The organism is Candidatus Accumulibacter propinquus (genome assembly GCF_056856495.1).
This window is the reverse complement of sequence record NZ_JBSEHC010000005.1, coordinates 56,802-75,015: the sequence shown is the minus strand read 5'-3', so window position 1 is coordinate 75,015 and position 18,214 is coordinate 56,802. Positions and strand designations below refer to the sequence as shown.

Genomic DNA, 18,214 nt, shown 5'->3' with positions numbered 1-18,214 from the left:
CTGAGCATCCAGACCAACGGTGTCCGGTTGCTTCATAGGTATGCCAACAACAATGGCCTCAACTGGGCCTCATAGAGCGCCTGGGAGGCTGGTTTGTGAAAACAGTGCTTGAAGAAGCGCAGGACTTGGCGGCTCACCTTCGAGGTGTAGCGGAATACCGGGGTGCTCCAGTCGGGGCGATCGGTCCCGTCGGTCGCGGAGGTCTGGCGCCGGTCCTGCTTGCGCAACGCTTTCTCGTCCGCGATTCCGTGCTGGCCCATTCTGCGGTGCAACAGCAGGGCCACCAAGAGGCTGGTGACAATGGCCAGGCGGACCTGATTCTCGATGGCCGCCAGGCTGGCGCCCCAGGCCTTGGCCAGGCTGAAGTCGTTCTTCCAGGTGTCAAAACACTTCTCCTCCTCCCAGCGACGCGAGTAGAGGAAGGCGATGACGCCGGGTTCGAGCTTGAACTCGTTGGTCAGAAACTCCACGAGATGGCCACGCGGGCTGCGGAAGGTGATCAGGCGCCAGTTTTGGCGGGAACTGCGCAAGGTGATGCGCAGATCCTTGAGCACCCCTTCGTTAGTCGGCACGTCCGCCACCGGCAAGGGCTCGGTGGACTCGATGCACAGGCTGCTTTTCATGCGCGTGATCAGGGTCATGCCCAAGCGCTTTTTCCGGCTATCCCAAAACGCCGCGTCGATGAACGCGCGGTCGACCAGCCACAGCGCACCCTTGTGACGGGTCATGGGCTGCGCGGATTGATCGTAGTCGCGCAACAGCGCCGTCTCGTGGCGACTGCGGGTATCGACGTGCACGTCGGTGGGACAACCCAGGCGCACGTCGTAGAAGCTCAACAGCGCGTGTCCCTTGGGATTGTCCTCGCCGCCCTGCCGGGGCGTACACCGCCCGTAGTGTGCGCTTTCGCTCTGATACGTCCCATCCATCGCATACACCGGGCGCCCTTGCAGGGCAGGGAATTGCGCCAGACGATCCGGCAGCACCGCCCGTGCCTCGCCGAGCAACGGCGCCATCGCTGCCTGCAAGACTGCGCGGCGGTGGCGCGAGGACAGCGCGTCCGACCAGGTGGAACGTGCCAGCGGGGCGCGCAGCGCCGTTCCCGGCTCCCAATGCAGCAGCGACTGCACCTGCTCGCGCAGCGTGCGCATGCCTTGCAGGTGACGCAGTACTCCAAGGCCGATAAAATCCGCCATGCTCAACACCCGCGATACCGTGTCGGTACCGCGTATCTGCGCCAAGGCACGAGCCACCGGCGCCAACAATTCTCCCAAGACGGTTTGATTCATGAGGCTGTCCATGACTGCAGTTAATCGTTCGGTATCCACACGAGGCTCCAATAAGCTGTTGTTTATACAGCATAAATTGCGAGTATTTTGCTAAACCTGTGTCAAGTGTTTTTTGCGATATTTTTGAAAATATTTTTCCGTCCCATGATCTGTTCCATAGGGAGCGTAGATTGCGCACCGGCCTTTTCCTATTAAACGATCCCATTATCTGCGTATAGCGGGGCTGACGCTGTCTCATGGGCAAGCTTGCCTGCTTCAGCTAGAATCACAGCCGGACACCGTTGCATCCAGACACTAATTGCCGAAACGATGAGGCCAATGAGGCCAGAAAAACCGGCCAAAACATTGGTGAAGTCAGTTCTGGCTACTGCAACGTGGCCAATCAAGCCTGAAACCTGGCTGGCCGTGGCACCCAACAGATCGCGACCTTGGTTCATGACAACAGCTGCGCCGGAGAAAACGACTAAGGCAGCCAATACGTATCGGCTGCGCCCGAGAATGTCGGCGATGGCCATACGCAATTTAGCTCTTTCAGCGCGAGCTACCGAAATGCTTCTCGGGATACGCAGCCCGGAAAGCCACCACAACGCGAGGCCTAAGCGCTTCCAGATAAATTTTTCGAGTTAAGCCAGTATGCCTGCATACTGTCCGCTCCAACCTCCGGAATGCCTCGCCATGTCCCGCAGAGCCAAAAAGTTCACCCTCACAGCACAAGAGCGCCAGCAACTGACGCAGGTAGAGGAGCGAGGCAGTGACTGGCGCGAACGCCGGCGAGCCCGGACCGTACTTCTCCTGGCTGAAGGAGGGTCCCTTGACGGAGTGGCGAAACAGCAGAAGCTCCACAAGGAAACCGTAGCCAACCACAGGGATGCCTGGCTGGCCAGGGGGTTCATCGGGCTGCGCGACCTGCCGCGCAGTGGTGCCCCTCGCAAACTATCGGAAACGTATCAGCAGGTACTCTGCGCCTGGGCGACGGCTGAGGCCTGTACGGCCCCCCAGTTGAGGGACCGCCTGTCAGAGGAACATGGCGTACAGGTTTCGGTGGGAGTGGTTCAGGCGGCCTTGAAAGAGAAGAACTATGTCTGGAAAAGGACCCGGCACAGTCTAAAAAAAACGGGATGAGGCGAAATTTCGAGCAGCCCAGGTAGAAATAGATGAATTGCTTGAAAAAACAAAGCTTGGCGAACTCACTTTATCGTATATGGATGAAGCCGGCTTTGTGCAGACCCAGCCCAATCGGAGCGCCTGGACCGAGACAGGAGAGGTGCACCTCATCACGGCCGCGCGGGGAAAGCGTCTGAATGTGATGGCCGCGTTGATCTCGACGGGTGAATTGTTCACGGCCAAGTTCTGGGAGACAACGACCGCAGCTCTTTTTGGCGGCTTCCTCGGTCTCCTCCTGGAAAGCGTCGGCAGACCCCTGACGGTGATTCTGGACAATGCTTCCATCCACAAAGCGAAGGAAATCCAGCCCCTGTTGGCCCTGCTGAAAGAGAAGGGCCTCACGCTTTACTTCCTGCCACCCTACAGTCCGGAACTGAACCGCATCGAGAAGCTCTGGCACAAAATGAAGTACGAGTGGATGGCCTTCAAAGCACGGAACTCTGCCGGGCTTGAGGCTGACGTCGACAAAATTCTGGACGGTTTCGGCTCTCATTATCGAATGACTTTTTGCTAGGCGCTTAATACAAACAAAGCGAGAAACCCGACTAATCCAACTCCAAGAACACCAACCTTCGCTTGGTGTGCGAGGCAGCCGACTCGGTCGTGAAGTTCTGACACTCCGAGGAAACACTTGCCATTGTCCCATATTCCCTGGACAGCAATTAAGCCACACCCGACGACCAAGGCCACAATCAGCGGGGGCCAGCGAAGTTGCAGACAATAGAGCTTTAGTTCTTGACTCGCCGATGGCGAGATGTCTTGGAACCATTTCACAAGACAAAACCAAATAACAAAAGAAAGCAGAACGCAGAGGAGGGGTTCCGCAAACCCTGCGCTGACTTTGGCTAAGCCAGCGACGTTCTCGACGAGATCAACGATCAACAGGGTTGCCAGCAGCCCGGTGTAAAAGTTGGCCCAGAGCCGGCTGAATTGCCCACTGGAATCAGAGGCCAGTGCCGCGAATAGCTGTCTCCCCAACTCCAGGAGAAACATACCGTAAATCGGCATGAATAGGGCCGTGTCAACCCATAGATACAGCGACGCAAGCGAGCGGATGTTGTGCCCAACCCAAGCGTCGTTCATGTATTTGATGGCGTCCGCTTTGATCCAGCCTAGGTAGTCCTCAATTCCGTAGTAGGGCATCACGCCTAAAGCTTGCTGGATAACGAATAGCAGTAGCCCAACGGCTAACAAGCATAAAGAAAGCCTTGAAAGCATGGTCCTAGTTCCTTTGAGTGGTGTCCGCCGTGTGCGAACAAGCTAGCTAGGTTATCTTTGAAGCGATAACGCTCATGATGGCTGCTATAGCAACCCATGCCTTGCTAGCTACGTCCTGCCCATATTTGAAAGCTTCGAACCTTCCCTTAACCTTGTATTTCTTGAACAAGTAGAAGTACTCTACCGAAAACCACACAGGGGGCGCCGCAACCCACCATGCCCAAGCGATGTGCACATAAAAAATATAATCCTTGTTGGTATCGTCGCGTAGATGCCAAGCAACAATGCAGATTGTCAACAGCACCGAGACAGTGGCGACTCCTTGCGCAGCCCTAAGCCAACAAATAGGGATCAGCCCCGGTCCATATAGTTCTTCACATCCTGATTGGTCGCTCATATACCTCCCTAAACGGACGACTAAAAAAATAGACGCGTTGCGATGCACCGGTGTTTGCGATCGATCGCTTTTTGTCTGGTCCCCTTACGCTAAAAATAGCAGCGTCCTCGCAAATAGTCGGAGAGGAACTCGGCGGTTCTTGATCACAGTACATTAGAGGCAGCGGCCGGCCTTACACCGACCACGGCAGGGCTGCTCCTACTTGACGTTGAGCGCTCTACGGCACGTACTGGCTTCCACAGTAATTCCTGAGAAGCAATTTGTCTAGTGGGTGTGAAAGCACCACAGATTGAATGTGTTTATCGGGTGCTCGCTCCTGATATAGTTTTTCCACCGCCTCCTTTAGGCCGAGACCTCCCCGTTAGACCAACGCTCCAGCACTAAAGCAACTGGAAGGATCGATTGTGCCTTTCCCGAAAGCGGATGGGGCGGCAGGGCTATCGATTACAGCTTCAGCTTGTTCCGGCGTGCGCTTGTCCGCTGCGAAGTGGTCACGACAGCAGCAGTCGCTAATGCCGCCAGCGTGATCTTCGCTCACAACCATCCGAGCGGCGCCAGCGAACCGAGCCGTTCCGACGAACTCCTGACTACCGAACTGAAGGCAGCGCTGGCGCTGATCGATGTCAGGGTACTGGATCATTTCGTAATCGCCGGGTCCGAGTCGCTCTCGTTCGCGGAGCGCGGCCTCTTGTAAGTGGGAAAGCCGTCTATTTGGCTACGCAGTGCGAGCGATGAAGTCTTTGCCCTACTTTGCCAGACTGATTTATTGGAATTTTATTGGTGACTTTCCTTCGCTCTCGCATAAATACCTTCATCTCGCGTCGAGACCAGCAAGAACACAAGCCAACATGACGACTCAACCAGCCATACCCTGACTGACTGGTGGTGAAGGGAACAGATTGCGTGGAGCCGCAAGAACGAGCCCGCCGGGTGAGCCGGTTAAAGTTTCAGTGATGCTGCGTGGATAGCATCGTTGATCAGCCAGCTTGGGAATAAAGCTTCTTTTCTTTCATCCACGAACAGCACTATCCCGTCAGCAATGACAGCGCAGCGAACCCGAATTGAGTTGCGTGAGTTGGGTCAAAACTCAAACGGGGGAGGTACTTGCCTTTTCTGAAATGGAACCGCAAGAAAGCAACTGCTTGTGGGATTGCGAGGAAGCGCAGCTGACGAAGCAATCACGCAAAGCACGTGCGCAGCACGCAGGCGGCAACAACTGCCATATGTAGATGAAATGCTGTAATCACCTGCTTGGAATTGCGTCTTCAAATCGCGATTGCCTCCCTCCACTGTGGGCAGTCGCGAACGACGCAATCACCTGCGGTGATTGATCGCAATGTGCTATCACGAGCTGCTCCGCTCTACCTGATAGCACATTCGATTGCTTCTTCCTTTGACCTGCCACCAGCAACAAGGAAGCAAGTCGCCAATGCCATTTCCTTGCTTGGCCACAAGAACAGAATGTCAACAAGCACGACCGGGCAACCGGGCTTCCTCGTTCGACTTGCCTTCCAGCAGCGAGGAAGCAAGTCACCGATGCCATTCCATCCATTCACATTACCAGCCTCCAACTGATACGGTTCGACATCTGGACGCTCGCAATCACCTGCGGTGATTGATCTCATGCGCAATCAAGCGGCGCTTCGCACCGCTCGATTGCCCATTCGATGTTTTCTTTCCTCGATTTGCCAGCAGCACCGAGAAATCACGCCGCCAACGCGATGGCACCAAAGCGGGCAAGCACGACATGGATTCCCCCGTTCTCCTTTCCAGCAACGCCGACAAGCGAAGCCGCGGATTTCATCTCAGTAACCATCCCCCGGCAGAGCCGGGGGCTTTCATTGTGTGAGCCGCTCAAAGCGGCTAAACAGGGTCGCTAACGCGACCCTGACTTTCTTGCGCCACCTAAGCCGGCGAAGCCGGAACCAAACAGGTTGAGATTTCTGTCATAGCCCAAACGGAAAAGCGGAGGCGACCATGACACAGATGCTGACCGATCGCTATCACGAGCGGCTTGCCGGAACACTCTCCTGCTACGACCGGATCGTGATTACAGGCACGTTGCCCGGCGCGTGCTACGCGGCGGGAATGACGAGTTTTCTCAACGCCCGGCACATTCGCATTTTTGACTACCCGCGCTTTGCCGAACCGCTGCGTGATCGCATTCGTGAAGCCGCACAGGCACTGGCGACTGCGCAAGGAGCGCGGATCGAGCACGTGGCCAAGGCCCACCTCCGCAAGGAAGACCTCGTGGCGGCAGTGCTCAAGGCGCGTGGTGATCATCCGGGACTGGTGCATGTGCTTTCCGCCATGGAAGCCTGCGACGCCTACGAACCGTGGCATGACAAGCCAAGTCATCAGACCTTTCTGCGCCACACCTCGGGCAAATGCCTGCACTACTATTTCTACTGGATGGACGAGGCTCTCGGACTCATCTACCTGCGCGTGCCAACGTGGAGCCCCTTCCGGCTGCAGTTCTATTGCAATGGCCACAGTCGGCTGGCGCGTTCTCTGAACGTGGCCGGCATCGATTACGCGATGGCGGACAATGCGTTTATCCGCATCGACGACTGGGAACGGGCGCAACAACTCGCGGACGCCTTCTCGCCCGACACCCTGCATGCGCTTCTGGACCGCTACGCCGAGCAATGCTGCCCGATCCTGGATGTCTTCGGACAGTCCTATCACTGGAGCCTGATGCAGGTCGAATACTCGACCGATCTGGTGTTCCGCTCCGACGCCATCCTGAAGTCGCTCTACGAGGAACTCTCCCGGCAGGCCATCTTCTCGGTCAAGGCCGAGCAGGTCGCCAGTTTCCTGGGCAAGAAGATCACGCCGCAACTGGCGCAGGAACTCGGTAGCCGCTTCACGACGCGCATCGAGGGCACCTGCATCAAGCACCATTTTGGCAAGGTATCGGTCAAGATGTACGACAAGTTCAACCGTGTGCTGCGCCTGGAAACCACGACCAACAACGTTTCCTTCTTCAAGCACCACCGCAAGGTGGAACATCGGGATGGTCACGAGTCGCGCGAGATCGCCCCCCTCCGAAAGACCATCTACAGCCTGATCGACTTGCGCGAGATCCTGCTCGGCTGTAACCGCCGCTACCTCGAATACCTCTCCGCACTCGACGACTTTTCCGCCGGCGATCGTAACCTGCATCGGCTGGTCAACCCCAAGACGGTCAACGGCCATACCCTCAAGGGCTTCAATTTCTTCGATGCCACTCAGCAGGCCCTGCTGCGGGCGCTTCAGCGTCCCGAGTTCAACATCCGTGGCATCCGCCGTGCCGACCTCGTCCCCTTCTTGCGCCAGATCTCGCCGGCCAGCATCACGCGCCAGCTTTGGCGCCTGCGCCAGTTCGGTCTCATCAAGAAAGTCGTTCATGGCTATCGCTACTACCTGACCCGTCTGGGCCGCTCGACCATCGCCGCCGCTTGTCGAATCACTGAACAAACCATCGTCCCGGCTCTCGCCCACGCTACCCCGTAACTGAATCTGCTCAGGAAATGTAAAGATCTGAGTCATAAGTGACTAAAGGTGGCAAATCAACGCCATAGGCTCAGCTGATCCAGGCGCTTATCCTCGTGCTCTTGGTCCTGTATGTACCGCTGGATCACTGCTTCGTCTCGCCCTACGGTTGAGACGAAGTACCCGCGCGCCCAGAAGCTTTGGCCAACAAAGTTCCTTTTGTGCTCACCATACACACGGGCCAAGTGAATCGCACTCTTGCCCTTGATGTACCCAACCACCTGCGATACCGCGTACTTCGGAGGGATCGAGATCAGCATGTGAACGTGATCGGGCATCAGATGCCCTTCTTCGATCCGGCTCTCTTTCTGCTCAGCCAGCTTGCGGAACAACTCCCCAAGGTATCTTCGCAACTGCTCATAGAGTGTCTTGCGTCGACACTTCGGGATAAACACCACGTGATATTTGCACTCCCACTTCGAGTGACTTAGGCTATCAAACTCGTCCATCGGGATTCTCCACAGTCATGTGCTTGGCGGCTCACGACCTCAAGTTTCCCTGATGGACTCCCTGAAATGTCAAACTTCTACGGCCACCCCGGCAGAGCCGGGGGATTTCCAACGGTGTCCGGCTGTGATTCTAGCCGAAGCAGGCAAGCTTGCCCATGAGACAGCGTCAGCCCCGCTATACGCAGATAATGGGATCGTTTAATAGGAAAAGGCAGGTGCGCAATCTACGCTCCCTATGGAACAGATCATGGGACGGAAAAATATTTTCAAAAATATCGCAAAAAACACTTGACACAGTTTTAGCAAAATGCTCGCAATTTATGCTGTATAAACAACAGCTTATTGGAGCCTCGTGTGGATACCGAACGATTAACTGCAGTCATGGACAGCCTCATGAATCAAACCGTCTTGGGAGAATTGTTGGCGCCGGTGGCTCGTGCCTTGGCGCAGATACGCGGTACCGACACGGTATCGCGGGTGTTGAGCATGGCGGATTTTATCGGCCTTGGAGTACTGCGCCACCTGCAAGGCATGCGCACGCTGCGCGAGCAGGTGCAGTCGCTGCTGCATTGGGAGCCGGGAACGGCGCTGCGCGCCCCACTGGCACGTTCCACCTGGTCGGACGCGCTGTCCTCGCGCCACCGCCGCGCAGTCTTGCAGGCAGCGATGGCGCCGTTGCTCGGCGAGGCACGGGCGGTGCTGCCGGATCGTCTGGCGCAATTCCCTGCCCTGCAAGGGCGCCCGGTGTATGCGATGGATGGGACGTATCAGAGCGAAAGCGCACACTACGGGCGGTGTACGCCCCGGCAGGGCGGCGAGGACAATCCCAAGGGACACGCGCTGTTGAGCTTCTACGACGTGCGCCTGGGTTGTCCCACCGACGTGCACGTCGATACCCGCAGTCGCCACGAGACGGCGCTGTTGCGCGACTACGATCAATCCGCGCAGCCCATGACCCGTCACAAGGGTGCGCTGTGGCTGGTCGACCGCGCGTTCATCGACGCGGCGTTTTGGGATAGCCGGAAAAAGCGCTTGGGCATGACCCTGATCACGCGCATGAAAAGCAGCCTGTGCATCGAGTCCACCGAGCCCTTGCCGGTGGCGGACGTGCCGACTAACGAAGGGGTGCTCAAGGATCTGCGCATCACCTTGCGCAGTTCCCGCCAAAACTGGCGCCTGATCACCTTCCGCAGCCCGCGTGGCCATCTCGTGGAGTTTCTGACCAACGAGTTCAAGCTCGAACCCGGCGTCATCGCCTTCCTCTACTCGCGTCGCTGGGAGGAGGAGAAGTGTTTTGACACCTGGAAGAACGACTTCAGCCTGGCCAAGGCCTGGGGCGCCAGCCTGGCGGCCATCGAGAATCAGGTCCGCCTGGCCATTGTCACCAGCCTCTTGGTGGCCCTGCTGTTGCACCGCAGAATGGGCCAGCACGGAATCGCGGACGAGAAAGCGTTGCGCAAGCAGGACCGGCGCCAGACCTCCGCGACCGACGGGACCGATCGCCCCGACTGGAGCACCCCGGTATTCCGCTACACCTCGAAGGTGAGCCGCCAAGTCCTGCGCTTCTTCAAGCACTGTTTTCACAAACCAGCCTCCCAGGCGCTCTATGAGGCCCAGTTGAGGCCATTGTTGTTGGCATACCTATGAAGCAACCGGACACCGTTGCGTTCGGTATCCACACGAGGCTCCAATAAGCTGTTGTTTATACAGCATAAATTGCGAGCATTTTGCTAAAACTGTGTCAAGTGTTTTTTGCGATATTTTTGAAAATATTTTTCCGTCCCATGATCTGTTCCATAGGGAGCGTAGATTGCGCACCTGCCTTTTCCTATTAAACGATCCCATTATCTGCGTATAGCGGGGCTGACGCTGTCTCATGGGCAAGCTTGCCTGCTTCGGCTAGAATCACAGCCGGACACCGTTGATAGCGGCCTTCCTTCTCTCGACCGGTTCCCCATGATTGAAACGCTGTTCACCCAGGCTCTGGGTCTTGTCGCTCCTTGGCAAGTGGATCAAGTGATCTTTACACCCGAAGCGGGGCGGATTGACTTCCAGGTGACGTTCAGCGCAGCAGTTCATGCCTGTCCGGCCTGTCGAACGGCGGCGCAGCCACTGCACGACCGCTTGGCGCGCTCGTGGCGCCATCTGGATTTTTTCCAGTATGAAGCTCATCTGCATGCCGCCGTGCCGCGCGTGGCCTGTGCCGTCTGCGACAAGGTGACACAGATTCCCGTGCCTTGGGCACGGGAAGGGAGTCGCTTCACCCTGCTGTTCGAAGCCTTGACGCTGATGCTGGCACCGACCATGTCGGCATTGGCGGCCGGCCGGCTGCTGCGTGTCCGCAGTCGCAGACTGTGGCGCGTGATCGAGCATCATGTGAACAAAGCGCGCGCCAAGGAAAGCCATGCCGAGGTTCGCGCCATTGGTGTTGATGAAACCGCCAGTAAGCGCGGCCAGACGTACATCACTGTTTTCCATGATCTAGACAAGCCGCGCCTGCTGTTTGCCACGCCTGGCCGGGATAAGGCCACGCTGGGGATGTTCGCCACCGACCTCACCGAGCATGGCGGCCAACCGAGCGCGATTACGCATGTCAGTATGGACATGAGTGGATCCTTTCAGGCCGGCGCCGCCGAACACTTTCCCGAAGCCGAGGCCTGCTTCGACAGATTTCACGTGGTCGCCCTGGGCAGCACGGCCCTGGACGAGGTGCGCCGTGCGGAGGTCAAAAGCGAACCTGAACTCAAAGGCACCCGCTGGAGCCTGCACAAGAAACCCGCCGACTGGACCATCAAGCAAACCCAGACCATGCACTGGTTGCAGCGCTCCAACCTCAAAACCGCACGTGCCTGGCGCATCAAGGAAGCGTTGCGCGCGATCTATGCCACGGCCAAGACACCTGACGAGGCCAAGCCCCTGTTGAAGCGCTGGCTCAGTTGGGCCTGTCGTTGCCGACTGGAACCCTTCAAGCGCCTCGGCAGGACCATTACCAAGCACCTTCCTGGCGTACTCAACGGCTTCGAATCCGGCAAACACAACGGCCGTGTCGAAGCAATGAATAGAGCTCTTCAGGAGGCACGTGCCCGCGCCCGCGGCTATCGCCGCGTCGACAACTTCATCGCCATGGCCTACCTCATCGCCGGGAAACTCATCCATTTGCCCGTATCTCCCTTCGTCCCTTTCAGGCCCGTTCCACACGAAACGACCTAAACCCCAACTTTACGCGTTTTCACCGCCAGAAATATCAGTGAACTCCCGAAAACAACGCTTCTCCTTGAGCCACGTTTGGCATATTTTATACGCTCAATTTCTATGAACTGCCCCACCTCCCCCCGCTGGGCTCGTCCAACAGACGGTTGAGATCATAGCTTGCTTCGCTGCACGCTCTCACTATATCGTATGGCAGGTGAGGCCATGCCTAAAGAAGCCGAAACGCGTTTAGGCGAGAGTCATAGCTGAACCCAGCAACCTCCTCCCCACGCTTACCGTTGAGGACGGCGTCAAAATAGGTCTTGACGTTGGAATTTTTTACCTCACCCCATAATTGATGTTTATTGCCTACATTGTTTCCGTTAGTAAAATCAAAGTATGTTGCATTCGGTGATGTGAGGTTCGCAAGAGTCCTTCCAAGTCTAGGAGGGTTAAGCGTTTCCGAGAAGCCCAAGATCTTGTCATTCTCGTTGATCGTCACATATAAGCGCTGGCCCGCCACCACCTTGTCGACCCACTTCCTATGATCAACGCTGTTTACATCCGCTTGACTCAATATGACGTTCGTAAAGATTCTGGTCTCAGCCTGATAAGCTGCGCTAAGAACGTAGTGCTCAAAAAGGTAATTGCCGAGACTGTGTGTCATCAAGTTTACCGAAACTCCACACTTCTCTAAAGAGGCTTCATCCATTGGTGTTTGCCATTCGCGCAAATACATGCTGAACTTCTCAAGTAGGGAATCGAATGCGCCAAACGAAGCTTGTGCGATGCGACGGGCCTTTCGGTACTCAACTAGCGGAAAACCACCCATATTTGATGGCCAAGAAAAAACGACTACTTCAAGTCCATAGCGCTCTTGTAACAACCAACCTTGCTCAAGAGTCTCTGGAAATGGCTTGTTGTAGCCATGGACGTAAAAGAGACAATTCTTCTTCCCCGCCACACATTGCTTCGCGAGGTTCTGAAATTCGACTCGTGAGGGAACAGTCTCTCGGGTCATGTTCTTCGGTTCAGCTACTAGATGCAGAGCCCATCCACTCTCTTTTTTTTCAGCCTTCGCAAACCGCAACTCATTGGGGCCTTTAGCGTTTGTCTTTTCGCCAAAACCGTTTTCATCGCCATCGCCATTCTTAAAGTTGCTTGCAACAATATTTCGATTGGTTACGACCAGCATGACATTCTCCTCTTTAGTGGCAGTTAACAACAAGCGATGGGGTCAGGTCTTTCTTTTTGCCAAATTGCAGTCTAGAATCCGTCACATGGCAAGACCACTTCGCATCGAGTTTGCTGGCGCCCTGTACCACGTTACAGCGCGAGGTGACGGCAGGGAGGACATCTACCTCTCCGACGCGGACCGTCGCCTGTTTCTGGCGGTGCTGAGTGGCGTTGTTGATCGCTTCAACTGGACGATTCATGCGTACTGCTTGATGAGCAATCATTATCACCTGCTCGTGGGAACGCCGGATGCGGGTCTCTCCAAGGGCATGAGGCAACTCAACGGTGTCTACACGCAGGATTTCAACAAGACCCATCATCGCGTCGGGCACGTCTTTCAAGGTCGATACAAGGCGATAGTAGTCGAAAAGGAAGCTTACCTGCTGGAACTCGCCCGCTACGTGGTCCTCAACCCGGTTCGCGCAGGAATGGTACGGACTCCTGGAGACTGGCCCTGGAGCAGCTATCGCGCAACGATTGGCGATGAGTGTAAGCCGAACTGGTTGGAGACGCAGTGGATCCTGTCAGGATTCGGCGAGACCATGCCGGAGGCCGTTACCGCGTACAGTCGCTTTGTTGCCGAAGGAAGCCACCAGGCGACGACCCCATGGGAGCAACTCAAGCAGCAAGTATTCTTGGGTTCTGACGTCTTTGTCGATTCAGTACGTCGCCACATTCCTGCCGGGAGCGATCTGCGCGAGGTGCCGCAGGCTCGGGCTCGGCCCGGCCCGAAGCCTCTCGCTGACTTCGCGCGACAATGTGACGATCGGAACGTCGCCATCACTGCGGCCTACGCCAGCGGCGGGTATACACTGAAGGAAATTGGTGATTACTTCGGTCTGCACTACTCCCGGGTGAGCAAGATAGTACGCCTCGGCGAATATGCACGGCGAGAGGAAAAAAGAAAGACCTGACCCCGTTTTTTCTCCTGCATCGCCCCCGCTGACCATGTAAGCCACCGCACGAGTCATCTCGAGATCGCTCAGCGCGGCCTGGCCGCCGTGCGCCGGCATGTTGCGGACGCCGGTAATGGCATTTTTTGTTTCAACCGGTCCAGGCCTTTGGAGGCACGTTGTGCCCAGGCGGCCTGATCGCCGATCCTGGGCACGCCATCCTTGCCAGTCGCATGGCAGTCAGGTTTTATGAAAAACAGATCTGCAACAGCGACCAGGCCGGTTCGGGTGGCAGCGCGGCGGATGCCGTACATACAAAGGCCAGCCACGCCAGGCGTGCGGATCACTGCCCGTGCCAGTAACGCCTGTACTCCGCTCGATAAGACAGCAGCGAAAGCCCGCCGTCAGCCAATCGCACACGTACCGCACCGTCCCGATCCGTGCGCCACAGCCGCCTCCCGACGTAGCGTTCGACGACATCTGCGCGCGGATGCTGGAAGCGGTTGCGGTAGCCGACCGGGATGATCACTTCATCGGCGCCGACAGCGGCGATGAATGCCGGTGTCGACGAGGTCCCACTGCCATGATGCGGCACGAGCAGTACCTCGCTGCGCAGCAGGCCCGGCGACCGGGCGAGCAGGGCCTGCTCGTCGCGCGCCTCGATGTCGGAAGTCAGCAGCACACGCCCAAGGCCGTTGTCGATCCGCAGAACGCAACTCATGTTGTTGCTGCGCGCGGCCTTGCGCTCGTAATCGGCGGCTGCGGGATGCAGGACCGCGAAGCGTACGCCGTCCCACTCCCAGGTCTGACCGGCAATACACCGTTCTCCGGGCAGTTCCTGAACCGACGACAGCGTACGAGCGATTGGCACGGCTTCCTGAACAGCGACCACGCCGCCCGAATGGTCCTTGTCGCGATGCGTCACGACCAGGGCGTCGAGCTGGTCTATTCCACTCGCGCGCAGGTAGGGAACGATGATCCGTTGACCGGCGTCCGACTCGGCGCTGTACAGCGGCCCGGTGTCGTAAAGCAGCGTATGCCGGGCCGTGCGGACGACCACCGCCAGCCCCTGCCCGACATCGAGGACGTCCACCCACGCGTCACCCGCCGCCGGCCGCGCGGCCGGCCAGAACAGCGCCGGCAGGATCAGGCACAGCCCCGCCCAGCGTCCCGGAAAACCGCGCGGCAGCAACAACCAGAGCACCCCGAGCACGGCGAGCAAGGTCGCCGCCAGCGGTGGCGCCGGCTGCTCCCAGACCGGCCAGACCGCGAGCCAATCGAGAACAGCCATCAGGCCGGACAACAGCCAGTGGTCGAAGTGCAGCAGCACTGGCCAGGGCAGGACGGCAAACAGCAGCGCCAACGGGGCGATGACGAAGCTGACCAGCGGAATCGCCAGCGCATTGGCGAGTGGCGAAACCAGCGAGAACTGCTGGAACATCAGCAGCAGCAGCGGCAGCGTCCCGAGGGTCACCGCCCACTGCGTCGCCCCCCAACTGGCGACGACCCGGCGCCAGCCACGCCCGACGTCAAGCCGCGCCGTGCCGACGAAGAAGAGCAGGCCGACGGCGACGAAGGATAACCAGAAACCCGGTGCGAGCACCGCCCAGGGGTCGATCAGCAACACCAGCAACAGCGCCAGCAGCAGGCTGCGACTGGCGCCGAGGTTGCGGCCCGACCACAGCGCCAGCGCCACCACGCTCAGCATGTACAAGGTGCGCTGCGTCGGCACCGCGAAGCCGGCGAGTAACGAGTAGGCGACAGCGGCCAGCCAGCCGGCCGCGATCGCCGCCTGCGCTACCGGCAACAGAAGCAGCAATCGTTCGCTGCGCCGCCACAGCCCGCCAAAAAGCCCGCCAAACAGGGCGGCCACCATCGTCACGTGCAACCCCGAGATCGACATCAGGTGCGTGACGCCGGTCTGCCTGAACAAGCGCCACTGCTCGGCCGGGATGGCCTGCTGATCGCCGACCGCCAGAGCAACCAGGATGCCCACATACGGCGCTTCGCCCAACGCCGCGGCAAAGGATCGCCGTATGCGGTCGCGCAGGCGCTCGAGGGCATAGGACGGCTGTCGTACGAAGTCGTCCAGACGCTGCGCCACCGCGCGCGGGCGCACGTAACCCGTTGCCCGCAGGTCGCGTTCGAAGAGCCAGGCCTCGTAGTCGAAACCATGTGGATTGGCGTTGCCGTGCGGACGCTTCAGACGCACCGTGAACCGCCAGCGCTCGGCCGGACGAATGGCCAGTCCCTCGCGCCATTCGTCTTCCAGCCAGCCGTGATACCACGACAGCATGATTCGCCGCGGTACGCGGGCGCCCGCGGTTTCCACCGACTCGACGACGAATTCGAAACGCTCGCCCCGTTCGAAGGCATGCGGCAGGGCGGCGACGACACCGACAACCTGCACATCGCGCCCCTCCCACTCCGCCGGCAACTGCTCCAGCAGGCGCTGTTCGGCGAGCAACGCCGCCCAGGAGCAACCGAGCAGCGCGCAGATCAGAGCGGTCAGCGTTCGGGCGACCAGCGGCTGACGCCGAGCGAGCAGGAACAAGGCGCCCAGGCCGAGCAGCATGCCGGCAAGCAGCGGCAGCGCCGGCAAACGCTCCTGGATCTGAAGCAGACCCACACCCAGGGCGAAGGCAAGGATGTTGATGCGCATCGCCCATTAAAGCAGATTAGCCGGTACCCCGGTCAACCGCCGGCCACCGGCCGCCAGGACCGCGGCGAGGTGCCGCTGAAGTTTCCGCCCGCTTCCCGATACGCCGGGACTCAGAGCAGCCGAAAACGACGGACCTCGGCCTCCAGACCTTCCGCGAGCCTTTCGAGGTGCGCTGCCGTAGCCGCATTGCCGGCCACCGCAGCACGGTTTTCCTCCGCCATGCGGGCCACCTGCTCGACGTTGCGGCCGATCTCGCTGCTGGCGACGTTCTGCTCGCCCAATGCCTTCGAGATGTCGGCCACGCGGCTCACCACTTGTTGCGCATTGCCGCCGATCTCCTGAATCGACGCGCCGGCCTGCGTGGCCAGGGCGACCCCCTCCGCCACGCGGCTGACACCGAGATTCATGCTCGCCACGGCAGCGTGCGCACCACTCTGGATGGCGGCTATCATGCCCGCGATTTCCTGCGTCGAACGGGCCGTACGCTCGGCCAGCTTGCGGACTTCGTCGGCGACCACCGCGAAACCGCGGCCCGACTCGCCGGCCCGCGCCGCCTCGATTGCCGCGTTGAGCGCCAGCAAGTTGGTTTGATCGGCAATTTCCTTGATCACGCCGACGATCACCGAGATCCGTTCCGATCGTCCGCCCAGTTCGGCGACGAGGGTCGCCGACTGGTTCACCACCTCGGCAATCCGCTCGATCTCGCTGACGACGTTGCCGACCACGCGGTTGCCGTCTGCCGACAATTCGCCGGCAAGGCTGGAGATCCGGTTGGCATCCTGGGCACTGGTCGACAACTCCTCGATGCGGTCAGTCATCTCTTCGACCGCTGCGGCCATGGTAGACGCGGCCGCACTCTGTTGCTCGCTGGCGCGATTGATGTCTGCGGCCGAGCCGGCAAGCTGCTTGGTGGCCTGGAGCACCTCGCTCGTGCCGTGCTGGACGCTCCGGATGAGGCCGCCGAAAGCGCTCGCCATCTCGTTCAGGCTGTCGCCGACGAGGCTCAGTTCGTCGCGTGTGCCCAGCTCGACGCGCACCCCCAGATCGCCGGTGGCGATCATCCTGGCCTTCTCCGCCAGTCGATCGATGCTGCCGATCGTCGCGTAGTACAGCCCCATGGCCACATAGGCGTAGAGCAGCACGATCAGCACCGAAACCGCAATGCTGAGGTTCAAATCACGCTGTACGCGGTCGATCCGGCGCTGCAGGAGATCTTCGAGAGTGGGAAAAAGGGTCTGGAACATTTCCTGGTAGCCCTTTTCGACCGACGCGGTGGTCAGAGCGAAGTATTCGGCAGGAGGCGTCGCGTAGGTCCCCGAGAGAATGTCCTGGTTGACCAGCCCAGTCATCTTTTCTGCCGCCGCGCCCATATCGCGGATCACCGCCGCCAGCGAGGACTGCAAGCCCGGGTTATAGCGCGAGGTCTTGGTGAGATTGACCCGCAACGCGTCGACCGAGGCGTTGAGTCCGGCCAGCAAGACGGTGAACTCGACCTGCTGCGAGGGCACCAGCGGCACCTGCTTCGCCAGCACCCCCGTCCCGAGGCCCCGCAGTTGGCCCATGCGTTCAATCGCCCAAGGCAAGCTGTCGACCAGCGTATCGATCAGGTAGGTGGCGTCGATGTCGGGATCGTTGGTCAGGGCATAGGTATCGGCAATCGTCTTCTGGAAAGTCAAACAATCGGCGATCAATTCGGTGTGCGCCAGGAAGTTCTCGCGCGGGATCAACCCGAGGCCATCGCTCTGAAGGAACTGCCAGCCCTCCTGTAATTTCTTCCAGTCGGCGCCGGCGGCCAGTTGTGGCGTCAATCGGGCAGTCACGGCCTGCACGGCGCCGGCCACTACCTTTTCCGTGGCCGCGCGCTGCTCCTCCATCGCCGTGTTGCCGTTGAGCACCCCTGCTGAAAGCCCGCGATGCGCCTGCAATTGCTGCAGCGCGTGCGCCAACGGCACCAGGACCTGCAGGCCGCTCCGTTCCTGCAGCGAACTGTCGATCACGCGGTGCAGGCTCAGGAAGAGGTTGAGCAGCAGCACGGCGATGGCCATCAGCGCCAGTGCCCCCATGATCGCGAATTTCTTGGTGTAGCCCACTCGATTGAGTAACGCAATGGCCGGGGCAAACAGAGTCTTCATGGTCATTGCCCTTCAGGTCGCTGGTTCCCACAGCATAAAGGTCGCGCGTGCACG

At 59.0% G+C, this 18,214-nt stretch carries 14 protein-coding genes and 1 pseudogene; 7 read left to right on the top strand and 8 right to left on the bottom strand.

All coding sequences use genetic code 11. From position 1 onward, the window contains the following. Positions 1-32: 32 nt before the first annotated feature. Together AC15MQ_RS17990 and AC15MQ_RS17985 are read right to left on the bottom strand one after the other, a co-directional pair. Positions 33-1,286, bottom strand: a complete 1,254-nt coding sequence (locus AC15MQ_RS17990) for an IS4 family transposase (RefSeq protein ID WP_326529172.1) — start codon at positions 1,284-1,286, stop codon at positions 33-35. Between the two features lie 191 nt (positions 1,287-1,477). Next, on the bottom strand, positions 1,478-1,801 hold the full coding sequence (locus AC15MQ_RS17985; RefSeq protein ID WP_483080868.1) for a hypothetical protein: 324 nt from the start codon (positions 1,799-1,801) through the stop codon (positions 1,478-1,480). 160 nt (positions 1,802-1,961) lie between these two features. Here AC15MQ_RS17985 and AC15MQ_RS17980 point away from each other — a divergent pair, with 160 nt between their 5' ends. Both AC15MQ_RS17980 and AC15MQ_RS17975 read left to right on the top strand, forming a co-directional pair. Further along, the gene (locus AC15MQ_RS17980; protein WP_287652175.1) at positions 1,962-2,408 is read left to right on the top strand and encodes a helix-turn-helix domain-containing protein; all 447 of its coding nucleotides are present in this window, start codon (positions 1,962-1,964) and stop codon (positions 2,406-2,408) included. Between the two features lie 37 nt (positions 2,409-2,445). After that, entirely contained in the window at positions 2,446-2,964 is a 519-nt protein-coding gene (locus AC15MQ_RS17975; RefSeq protein WP_287652176.1) for an IS630 family transposase, read from the top strand. Here AC15MQ_RS17975 and AC15MQ_RS17970 read toward each other — a convergent pair. Together AC15MQ_RS17970 and AC15MQ_RS17965 are read right to left on the bottom strand one after the other, a co-directional pair. Then, entirely contained in the window at positions 2,961-3,668 is a 708-nt protein-coding gene (locus AC15MQ_RS17970) for a hypothetical protein (RefSeq protein WP_483080867.1), read from the bottom strand. The genes AC15MQ_RS17975 and AC15MQ_RS17970 overlap by 4 nt on opposite strands. A 46-nt stretch (positions 3,669-3,714) precedes the next feature. Then, positions 3,715-4,065, bottom strand: a complete 351-nt coding sequence (locus tag AC15MQ_RS17965) for a hypothetical protein (protein WP_483080866.1) — start codon at positions 4,063-4,065, stop codon at positions 3,715-3,717. 484 nt (positions 4,066-4,549) lie between these two features. On the opposite strand from AC15MQ_RS17965, the pseudogene AC15MQ_RS17960 reads away from it, so the two are divergent. Together AC15MQ_RS17960 and AC15MQ_RS17955 are read left to right on the top strand one after the other, a co-directional pair. After that, positions 4,550-4,759: pseudogene (locus AC15MQ_RS17960) on the top strand (JAB domain-containing protein); the annotation flags it as partial. A 1,283-nt stretch (positions 4,760-6,042) separates the two neighbouring features. After that, a complete protein-coding gene (locus AC15MQ_RS17955; protein WP_483079323.1) occupies positions 6,043-7,560 on the top strand; it encodes a MarR family transcriptional regulator in 1,518 nt (505 codons plus the stop codon). Between the two features lie 56 nt (positions 7,561-7,616). On the opposite strand, the gene tnpA is transcribed toward AC15MQ_RS17955, so the two are convergent. Then, the gene (tnpA, locus tag AC15MQ_RS17950; protein ID WP_483080084.1) at positions 7,617-8,048 is read right to left on the bottom strand and encodes an IS200/IS605 family transposase; all 432 of its coding nucleotides are present in this window, start codon (positions 8,046-8,048) and stop codon (positions 7,617-7,619) included. 393 nt (positions 8,049-8,441) lie between these two features. Here tnpA and AC15MQ_RS17945 point away from each other — a divergent pair, with 393 nt between their 5' ends. Together AC15MQ_RS17945 and AC15MQ_RS17940 are read left to right on the top strand one after the other, a co-directional pair. Continuing rightward, on the top strand, positions 8,442-9,695 hold the full coding sequence (locus tag AC15MQ_RS17945) for an IS4 family transposase (protein WP_326529172.1): 1,254 nt from the start codon (positions 8,442-8,444) through the stop codon (positions 9,693-9,695). Positions 9,696-10,004: 309 nt separating this feature from the next. After that, positions 10,005-11,258 carry an ISL3 family transposase gene (locus tag AC15MQ_RS17940; RefSeq protein WP_483080865.1) on the top strand — a complete coding sequence of 418 codons (1,254 nt, stop codon included), beginning with the start codon at positions 10,005-10,007 and terminating at the stop codon, positions 11,256-11,258. A gap of 208 nt (positions 11,259-11,466) precedes the next feature. Here the strand turns inward: AC15MQ_RS17940 and AC15MQ_RS17935 are convergent, their stop codons facing one another. Beyond that, on the bottom strand, positions 11,467-12,432 hold the full coding sequence (locus AC15MQ_RS17935) for an alpha/beta hydrolase (protein ID WP_483080864.1): 966 nt from the start codon (positions 12,430-12,432) through the stop codon (positions 11,467-11,469). An 85-nt stretch (positions 12,433-12,517) separates the two neighbouring features. On the opposite strand from AC15MQ_RS17935, the gene AC15MQ_RS17930 reads away from it, so the two are divergent. Beyond that, positions 12,518-13,387 carry an REP-associated tyrosine transposase gene (locus AC15MQ_RS17930; RefSeq protein WP_483080863.1) on the top strand — a complete coding sequence of 290 codons (870 nt, stop codon included), beginning with the start codon at positions 12,518-12,520 and terminating at the stop codon, positions 13,385-13,387. A gap of 322 nt (positions 13,388-13,709) precedes the next feature. On the opposite strand, the gene AC15MQ_RS17925 is transcribed toward AC15MQ_RS17930, so the two are convergent. Further along, entirely contained in the window at positions 13,710-16,028 is a 2,319-nt protein-coding gene (locus tag AC15MQ_RS17925; protein WP_287668174.1) for a DNA internalization-related competence protein ComEC/Rec2, read from the bottom strand. Between the two features lie 110 nt (positions 16,029-16,138). After that, positions 16,139-18,160, bottom strand: a complete 2,022-nt coding sequence (locus AC15MQ_RS17920; protein WP_483080862.1) for a methyl-accepting chemotaxis protein — start codon at positions 18,158-18,160, stop codon at positions 16,139-16,141. Positions 18,161-18,214: the final 54 nt, after the last annotated feature.